The sequence below is a fragment of the Flavivirga jejuensis genome (genome assembly GCF_030540765.1).
GTDB lineage: Bacteria > Bacteroidota > Bacteroidia > Flavobacteriales > Flavobacteriaceae > Flavivirga > Flavivirga jejuensis.
On sequence record NZ_JAUOEL010000002.1, the window covers coordinates 872109 to 881734 of the forward strand.

Annotated in this window: 6 protein-coding genes; 3 read left to right on the top strand and 3 right to left on the bottom strand. The window is 37.4% G+C overall.

What is annotated here, in order from left to right; all coding sequences use genetic code 11:
* Positions 1 to 422: 422 nt before the first annotated feature.
* On the top strand, positions 423 to 3149 hold the full coding sequence (locus Q4Q40_RS08660; RefSeq protein ID WP_303301389.1) for a LamG-like jellyroll fold domain-containing protein: 2727 nt from the start codon (positions 423 to 425) through the stop codon (positions 3147 to 3149).
* 126 nt (positions 3150 to 3275) lie between these two features.
* Here Q4Q40_RS08660 and Q4Q40_RS08665 read toward each other — a convergent pair whose 3' ends face one another.
* Positions 3276 to 4211 (bottom strand): site-specific integrase, encoded by a 936-nt coding sequence (locus tag Q4Q40_RS08665; protein ID WP_303301390.1) that lies wholly within the window; start codon positions 4209 to 4211, stop codon positions 3276 to 3278.
* 482 nt (positions 4212 to 4693) lie between these two features.
* Positions 4694 to 5035 carry a hypothetical protein gene (locus Q4Q40_RS08670; protein WP_303301391.1) on the bottom strand — a complete coding sequence of 114 codons (342 nt, stop codon included), beginning with the start codon at positions 5033 to 5035 and terminating at the stop codon, positions 4694 to 4696.
* 454 nt (positions 5036 to 5489) lie between these two features.
* Between Q4Q40_RS08670 and Q4Q40_RS08675 the strand changes: the two genes are divergently transcribed.
* Both Q4Q40_RS08675 and Q4Q40_RS08680 read left to right on the top strand, forming a co-directional pair.
* A complete protein-coding gene (locus tag Q4Q40_RS08675; protein ID WP_303301392.1) occupies positions 5490 to 5648 on the top strand; it encodes a hypothetical protein in 159 nt (52 codons plus the stop codon).
* Positions 5649 to 5688: 40 nt separating this feature from the next.
* Positions 5689 to 5901: a hypothetical protein gene (locus Q4Q40_RS08680; RefSeq protein ID WP_303301393.1), complete on the top strand. Its 213-nt coding sequence runs from the start codon at positions 5689 to 5691 to the stop codon at positions 5899 to 5901.
* A 613-nt stretch (positions 5902 to 6514) separates the two neighbouring features.
* Here the strand turns inward: Q4Q40_RS08680 and Q4Q40_RS08685 are convergent.
* Positions 6515 to 9626, bottom strand: a 3112-nt coding sequence (locus Q4Q40_RS08685) for a BspA family leucine-rich repeat surface protein (RefSeq protein WP_303301394.1), incomplete at its 5' end; no start/stop codon positions are given.

Genomic DNA, 9626 nt, shown 5'->3' on the forward strand with positions numbered 1-9626 from the left:
CATTATTGAAATAGAACATAATAGACCAACGGAAAAGCAAAAAAACGCCCAAAAGTATATGCTATTGGAAATCTGTTAAAGACACGCTCTAAATTTTCTTTTTTGGTTTTTCCACATCCCAACACTGCACACTTTTATCCCAGTTTTAGTACATGTCTGCACTTTTTATTTTGCATTTGGGTTAAATGGTTTTAATTCTTGAAAACTTAATTATTCAGAATTTAAGTAAAACGCTGAAGATTTAATGCTCTCTATTTACAACAGATAATGAACACTGTGAGCCTAAAATCAATTTCCTGAAATCCCCAAAAACATATAGTTCTTCCCTAATTAAGCTTTACTCGGCACTTTTTTTTGGGGTAGTAGTGGTTGTTTTTATCCTTTGCGAAATAATTTAATTTTATAAACAAAAAAATTTAATAATGAAACACAAAAACTTTTTTAGAGTATTGTTAATACTCTTACTTTCTGTAATATATAAAATTACTTACGCACAAGACTTAGGCAACGCCTTAGACTTTGATGGATCTCAAGATTATATAATAGGCGAACATTTTGAAATCCCTGAAGAATTTACCATAGAATTTTGGTATAAATCTGATATGATAGGAGGTAATGGTGATCATGTTACTTATAATGATAACGGCACTCCCGAAAATTTTGATGATGATCTTGATTTGGTTTCAGCTGATTGGTATTATTGGAATGAAACAGATACGGGACATCCGGCGATGACTTATAGCCAAAAAAAAGCTATAGTTAATTGGTCTACTAATGGTGATGCTGCTGATTATCCAAAAATGATGTATGATGTTAATGCAGACTATGGGGAGATAGTATTTAGGAGGGAACTTCATTCAGCCGCAAATGAAGCCAGTGATGGCGAAGGTTTTAGTTTTAATTCAGGTAGTTATGATGATCCCATAATTAATAATAACGAATGGCATCATTTTGCCATTACTAAAAAAATGAGTGCGGATACTCCTAATACCTCTGACTATGTGATTTACTTAGATGGTGTTCTAGCGTCAGAGGGAACAAATGTAAATAGCTTTTGGACATGGGAGGATATCAATGTGGCTACGGGAAACTTTAATATAGGGGCTCAACAATATGCTAATTCTAATGTTTTTCAACATTTTATTAAAGCTAAACTCGATGAACTAAGAATTTGGAATTATGCTAAACCCTTAACTCAAATTCAAGTACAAATGAATACTGAGCTAACAGGTAATGAAGATAATTATAGTAATCTAGTAGCGTATTTCAAATTTAATGAAGGAACTGCAGATGGAGATAATACAGCAATAACAACATTAATTAATGAAGTAGGTGGCAATGGTACATTTTCTAATAATTTTGCTCTAACGGGTGATGGCTCCAATTTTGTAGAAGGCGTTACCGAAAACGATTTTATTGATTTCAATCTTGACACCGAGAACGACAATGCTTTAGATTTAGATGGAGTAGATGATTATGCGATTCTAGATCACTTTTCAATGCCAGATCAAGCTACTATAGAATTTTGGATAAAAACTGATGAAGAACACTCTAGTGGTAGTGCTAGAACAGCTCTTTTAACATGGTCTGGTGAAGCATCTGTTCCTTATGCCTACGAGGTTTCTATAAACGAAAGTGGAATAGAATTTAGTAAGTGGGATGGTCCAAATAATAATGCTTATAAAGCTATTCTTAGTGGTAAAGAGATTGCTCGAGATAACTTATGGCATCATGCGGCTATTGTTAAAGATGGTACTAATATAACGTTTTACATTGATGGAAATCAAGAACATAGTGACACAATAAGTAGCGAAACAACTGAATTTGAGACCCTTTTTCTTACCTTAGGTGCTCTTAAATGGCCAGGTACAGGCGGTACCTATGACCAAGAGGGTAAAGCTACCTTAGATGAATTAAGAATTTGGGGCGTAGCAAAGTCTCAGGCTGAAGTTCAAAATCAGATGTTAACAAAATTATCAGGTAGCGAAGATAATCTATTAGCGTATTACCCTTTTAACCAAGGTACTGCCAATGAAGATAATACATTAGAAACCACATTGATTGATTTTTCTGGGAACAATCATAATGGGACATTAGCTAATTTTGCCTTAGATGGCTCTACATCTAACTGGGTAGAAGCAGTTGATATAGCGTCTCTTTTTGGAGATGTCCCTTTTATTACCACTTGGCAAACTACCACTGCAAACGAGAGCATAACCATACCTATTAATGGTGATTATGATTATGATTTTATTGTAGACTGGGGCGATAATAGTACATCAGATATTGCTACAAATAATGTTAATGATGCTGCACTTACCCATACCTACACAAATGCAGACACCTATACTGTAACCATTACAGGTGTGTTCCCTGCTATTTATTTTAATAATATTGACGCCGACAACCAGAACAAGATTCAAACCGTAGAGCAGTGGGGAAATATACTATGGTCATGGATGGGCGATGCCTTTGAAGGATGTAGCAATCTGGATGTATATGCTACAGATGCTCCTAATTTACTAAATGTAACACATATGTGGGGTATGTTCCGAGAAGCAAGTGGGCTTACTGGAGCTAATACCGACTTTAATAGCTGGAATGTGAGCAATGTGCAACAATTTGGGAGTATGTTTCGTGACGCTTCTAATTTCAATGCAGATCTTAGCAACTGGAACCTTACCAGTATGAGTGGCCCTACGTACGTTACCAATATATTTGACGGTACTGCCATGGATTGTAGTAACTATACTGCAACCCTTATAGGATGGGGAAATAATGATGATACTGCATCTGGAACCTTCACGATCCAAGTTGGCTATGATGATTCGGCGGCAGATGCCGTACAAAATCTTGAAGATAAAGGGTGGAACATTAACAGAGATAGTACTATATGTGAAACTGCATCTATTGATGATATATTTAGTAACGCTATAAGTGTAAATAACCCAGTAACTAATACATTAACTATAAATGGGCCTGCAGGTTTTGAGCTAAAACAGGCTGTACTTTATTCCATTTTAGGTAAACAAGTATTAAGTACTACCAATACAACAATAAACACTAGTAAATTAACCTCTGGTTTGTATCTTTTAAAAATTGAAAATACACAAGGACAAATAGCTACTAAAAAAATTGTTAAGCAATAAAAGTAAGTGTTATTAATATTGTTAAAGTGTTTCATAAATAACTAAAACTTATTGCTTTCTATAAAACGTAAACTGGTATCACCAGTTTGCGTTTTTTTATTGAATATAAAAAACAAAAGATAATATTTACGTCCGCTTTTCACTGGTTTTCAGATTACCTCTATAGTCTTCTATTATTTCTAATGCTTTAGGTAGTAAAGGAATTCTAATAGGTTTTCTGGTTTTCTCTCGTTTATAATGAATCCATAGTTCTCCATCAATTCCCATATTGATATTATCTTCTGTTAAATTAATAACATCTATATAGCTTAAACTGGTATAACAACTAAACACAAAGAGGTCTTTTACCAGTTGTAACCGTTCTATTTTGAATTGTTTTTCTTCAATACTTTTTAGTTCTAATAGGCTTAAAAAGTTTCTTTCTGTTTTTATGTACTGGGATTTAAAATTAACAAAGGGATCTCGTGTTATCCAACCTAATTTAAAAGTTAAGTTTATGAGTTTTCTAAAACGTTCTATATGTTTCATTACCGTATTGTTTCCCATTTGTTTTTGATGGTCTTGGGGGATATAACTTCTTAGATACTTTTCAAATTTTATTATGAAATCGTAATCTAGTTGTTGTAAATACAAATCGGTCGTTTTATATTTTTTAAGTAGAAACTTTTCGATATACTTTTGGGTAGTATAGTAGTTCTTTTGGGTGCCCCATTTTAATTTACCTTGCATATCTTCATTGTGATAGTTTACGATATCTAAAACAGTATGGTTTTGTTCGTCTTCTCCTAAATATCTCGATTTTATGGCTTGGGAGGTTATAAGCTTATGTTCTAGCTTTAAATCTTGATAGCTTTTAAAAATACTACTATTGACTTCTTCTAAATAGAGGTTAAGTGTTCTTGCATTTTGATTAGTCCCTCGGGATCTTCCCTTATGCGCATCCCAATCCGATACGGGAACTTTTCGTTTTAAACTGATTGTAGCGCGTTTACCATTTACTGTGATTCTTGCATAAATAGAAGCTTGGTTGTTTTTTGCTCTGGCTAAATCTGCCCAGAACAAAATGCTGAAAAGTTGCTGTTATTTTCATGATTTCGTCGTTTTTGTTAATAATTGTTTTATTACCAGACGAAAGTCAAATCACTTTAAAGATACATTTATTCTACCAACTAATCATTCAATTTTAACAATTCGGTCAACACTTTTATTAAAATGGATTTGTTATCCGATTTGTTGTCTTTTTTAACAGTATTTTTTATGCTCCTTTGATATCGTTAAAAATGAAAAAACCTGTTAATCATACGATTAACAGGTTTTTGATATAGATTGATACTCTATGTTGTCGGGGTGGCAGGCTCAACACCTTTTCATAACTCACTGTTTTTAAGTATTTTATTTCAATATTTTTAAATATGCACACCTATCTGCACACTAAAACCATAAAGAGAACTTTGAAAATATAATTTGCTCGTCTTTGATATTATAAAGATACAAATTATATGAATATTAATGAGTCTTACTCAACATATGAGTAAATACATCTTCTAATGTCTTCCACAAAGAGGTTGCAATATATCGGCGACTTTTTTTTCAATGATATTTAAATAGATACTATTTGTACTAACTATTTCTACCACATTAAGAGTTAACTTAAAATCACAATTTTTAGCAATATGAATTAGTTGTAAGCCTTGGGTGTTTTGATTTTTATAATAGCCTAAATGTTGATTAATTCTCCCAACTATATTTGTTGTTTTCGGATTATTAGCCTTACTTCCTCTTCTAATACCTATGTATAAAACGTTACTCCTTTCATTTTTGTTTTTTGCTGGAATATTTCTATAACCTTCATCTCCCTTCTTTTTAAAGTGTCTAAACTCATTCAACAGTTTATTTAACCCTGTAGCCTTTTCAATAGTTTCTAACTCGAACCAATAAAGGCAATCATTATTTTTTTTGTCTAACGGTCTATATAAATTATTAAATTCTGGTAATGTATTTGGATGAATACTGAAACCATTATTATCTGGTAAGTCTTTTATGTTAAATGACTCTGAATAATCAACTAGCTTTTTGGTTATTATATTGTAATCGCTAATTTAAAATCAAGACATAAATAATTTAAAATCACGATAATATTTAACACAACATATCTGTAAAAACTCTATTTAAAACACTTGAAGATTTGGTTTCATGAAAGAAAACATGAAAATGTCGTGAAAAATTAAATTTATTATCAAATCTTTAGTTTTCATTTTTTACGAAATTATTGCATCAATAAGGTTTTAAAGAAATATTATTAGCAGTTACTTGTTTAAATATTTTCATAAAAAAAGTAAAATGAATGTAAACCTAACAAAAGAACAAAAAGATTATAGACACCATGTTATTATGGATTTAAGGGCGGAGATTGAGAAAGGTTGGAATGGACCGGATAGTTCTATGAGTATAAATGAAATTGTCGATTCTAAGATAAAACTTATTAAAGGGAATAGTTAAATATATCGAAGTTAACATTATTTATGTGTAAATTGTGATGATGAAATCTGAATTACAATTAATTCGAATTGCTGAAATGCATGATGACGATAATGTCGCTAATACATCCATGAAAATCCTTCAAGAAAAATTTGACCCCACCTATAAATGGTGTCAAGATTGTGATGGATTAGTAGTAAAAGAAAAAGAATGTTGCATCAACAATATTTTAAAAGAAGAAAAACCCAATCCAAAAGTTGATTGTCTTTGGTAAAATTTAAATAAAGGATGGAAGATAAAAATAAAGACTTGTTCTCTTGACCCACTTACCTTCCTTTCGATAATATTAGGGGTTTTCAGCATAATCCTAAGCCTATATGCTATTAAAAATTCTAATAGGGCTAACAAATTGGTTCTCTTAAATAGGACAACCAAAATAATTTCGAAATCTGAATCAAATTCTAAGTAAACGATAGAAAAGATGACCATATAAGTGGCACGACATGCCATCCAGATGGGATATCTTATTTTGAGTTTGAATATTATTGGGAGCTATCAGAGGACCAAGAATTTTTGCTTCTTGCTCGTGAGAATGACGGTACTACGAATTTCACTATGGAGATAATTTCTTTTTCAAAGAACGAGATTGAATTTCAATATAAGGAGGAACAGACCTTGCAGGATGATTCAATAGAATTAGTGAGCTTCACCTTCGTATTAGAAAGAGTCTAAGGGTAAAAACCATTTGTAGTTAATTCTTTGGTTTAGGGAAGTCGTCTTTAAGGCAGCTAACTTCCCCTTTTTAATATTTGGAGGAGTTTTTTATTTATCGTTTATCCTTAATTATTTCTTACTACATCTGGGACCTTTTTAGGTCCGTTCCCTCATCAATAATTGATATATACCCATCCTAGTTTAGGGGCTATTTCCGGTGCATTTAAATTTATGATAAACAGATATGGGCCTACAGGTAATCTTTTGAAACTATTGCTGGTCTTGTTGGAGATACCCGCAAAGTCGTTCTGATAACCATTGGCTTCAAACACCACTTCTCCCCATTGGTTAAAAATCTGAACCGTATTGTTGGGATAGTCCTGTATGTTTTCCACTACCCAGGTATCCCCGATACCATCGCCATTGGGGGAGAAACCCTTTGGTGCTACTACCTGTTCACCCATAGTCGCTATTGTAACGGTCACGGTCCAATCTTGCTCAGTAATGCCATTTTCGGCAGTAACCCTATAGGTCACCGCATCGGTGAAGTTTCGTGCCACGCCATTTTCAGGACTGATGCTGGCTCCCTCGGATAATGTGATTGTCGGGATCAATCCGTTCAAAGCCGTGCCAAACGCCACTTCAATGGATACGGTATGGTCATTTGCATTGATGTCGGCCGTCTTAGTTTGTCCGGCAAGTACGAAACTGAGAATATCTGTCTCGTCGCTGAGTTCCTCTTCAGCCACCGTAACGTCCACTATCCATGCTTGTCGGGTGGTGCCATCCTCAGCGGTTACGGTGTAGGTTACCGCATTGGAGAAGTCCAGTGCCGCTCCACTTTCAGGACTGATGCTGGCCCCCTCGGATAATGTGATTGTTGGAGTCAATCCGTCCAAAGACGTGCCGAACGCCACTTCAATAGTCACCGTATGGTTTTCAGCATTAATCACCGCATCGCTCGTTTGTTCTGGAAAGGTGAAAGTAAGAATATCGGTGGCATTATTGTCTCCTTCTTCGGCCACCGTAACGTTCACCCGCCATACTTGTTGGGTGGCTTCATCTTCTGCAGTAACAATGTAGTTTACCGTATTGGTGAAGTTCTGTACCAAATCACTAGCCGGACTGCTGGTGGCTCCTGGGGACAACTCAATCATCGGAGACAGCACACTCAAATCCGTACCAACGGGCATTTCCAGGTCAATAGTTTGGGCATCATAATCAACCGCAGTCTCTCCACTTTGCCCTGGAATGGTGAAGCTGAGAATATCTGTGGCCGTATTGACCACCGTTACTATGAAATCTGCACTGGCTGCATTGCCAAAGGCATCGGTTACAAACAAAGCTACCGTTTGCTCACCCCGATCGTCAAGGTTAAATTCTTTAGTCGCATCGGCATCAAAACTGAAAACAAGATCCTCGGCATCGCTACAGTTGTCCACAGCGCTATAGTCCAGATCATCCAAGTTGAGCGTGCCCGTGCCCCCTTCCAGATATATGGTGTGATCGGTCACGGTGAGCTCTGGGGCCTGATCGTCCCCCAGGGCATCTCCTTCGAACGTCCAACTATAGGTATCAATCAGCTCTTGTCTGTGCGCTTGCCCCTCACAGTCATATATCAAATTTTCCGCGCCCAGCGTAATCCCTGTAGGGGTGTTGTTCCTATCGGCCCAGCCCTCCAATGTAGCTCCATAGTTCGACGCTGACATCCCAGACAAATTAAACATAGAGTAAAGGCCATCACCTGTATCCTCCGCGTTCGTTACGCTACCAATGTCCCAATCGCCGATGTCCGCATTGAAGGCACTCGCACCATAGAACATATAACTCATGCTTTCCACCTTGCTGGTCTTATCCCCCCAACCTCCGATGTTACCACCTTCAAAGGCACTGGCATTCCGGAACATGGTCCTCATATACGTAACCTTGCTTACATTCCAATCGCCGATGTCCGCATTGAAGGCACTCGCACCATTGAACATATAACCCATGTTTTCCACCTTGCTGGTCTTATCCCCCCAATCTCCGAGGTTGCCCCCTGTAAAAGCTGTGGCCCCATCGAACATCGCAGTCATATTGGTGACGTTGCTTACGTTCCAACCGCCAAGGTCCTGATTGAAGGAAGTGGCCCCCCAGAACATGTGGGACATACTGATGACGTTGCCCACGTCCCAGTGGCCGATGTCCGCATTGAAGGAACTGGCTCTATCGAACATGGCGTACATATCGGTGACATTTTCCAGGTCAGGAGCATCTGTGGCCGTGACATCCATGTTGGTGCATCCAAAAAAGGCACCGTTCATGCTCTGCCACTCAATGTCGCCCCATTGTGTCACGGCCGTTAGCTTGTTCATGTCACTGTCCTCATCATTGTTGAAATAGATCCTGGGGAAATCTCCGGCAATGGAAATTGTTTTCTCTCCAGCACTTGTGTATTCATGGATAAGAAGATCGGAAGAATAATTGGGATCACTGGTATCAATATCTGTTGCCGTACTGCCATCGCCCCAGTCCACGGTAAAGTCATAGTCATAATCACCATTGATAGGGATCGTGACGGTCCGCTCTCCGTCTCCATAATCACCGTCCCCAACCACCCAGGTGGTGACGAACATGCCGCAATCATCTACGGCCGTTCCGGCAATGGTCCAGCCTTTGTCCATTTCAAGTGTATTGAAAGCTTCGCTGGCATAGGAGGTATAGTCCCTGATCGTTCCAATATCCAAACCGCTAGGCGTATTGGGATTGTTGGCCCATCCGATGAGAGTGGAGGACATATCGGAGCAGTTTATGCCTGAGTTGTTATCGAACATACTCCCCATATTGGTCACGCTACTTAAATTCCAATCGCCTAAATCCGCACTAAAGTTCACAGCGCCCCAGAACATCAACCACATACTTTGTACCAGACTGGTTTTTTCCGCCCATTTTTCGAGGCCCTTCCCTTCAAAGGAACTGGCAACCCCAAACATTCCTCCCATATTGGTGACCTTGCCCACATTCCAATCACCGAGGTCATCATTGAAGGCATACGCTTCACCAAACATGTAAAACATGTTTTTTACATTGCTTACATTCCAGGAACCTATGCCCTCGCCCTTAAACACATTGGCCTTATGGAACATATAACCCATGTTTTCCACCTTGCTTACATTCCAATCGCCGAGGTCATCATTGAAGGCATACGCTTCACCAAACATGTAAAACATGTTTTTTACATTGCTTACATTCCAGGAACCTATGCCCTCGCCCTTAAACACATTGGCCTTATGGAACATATAACCC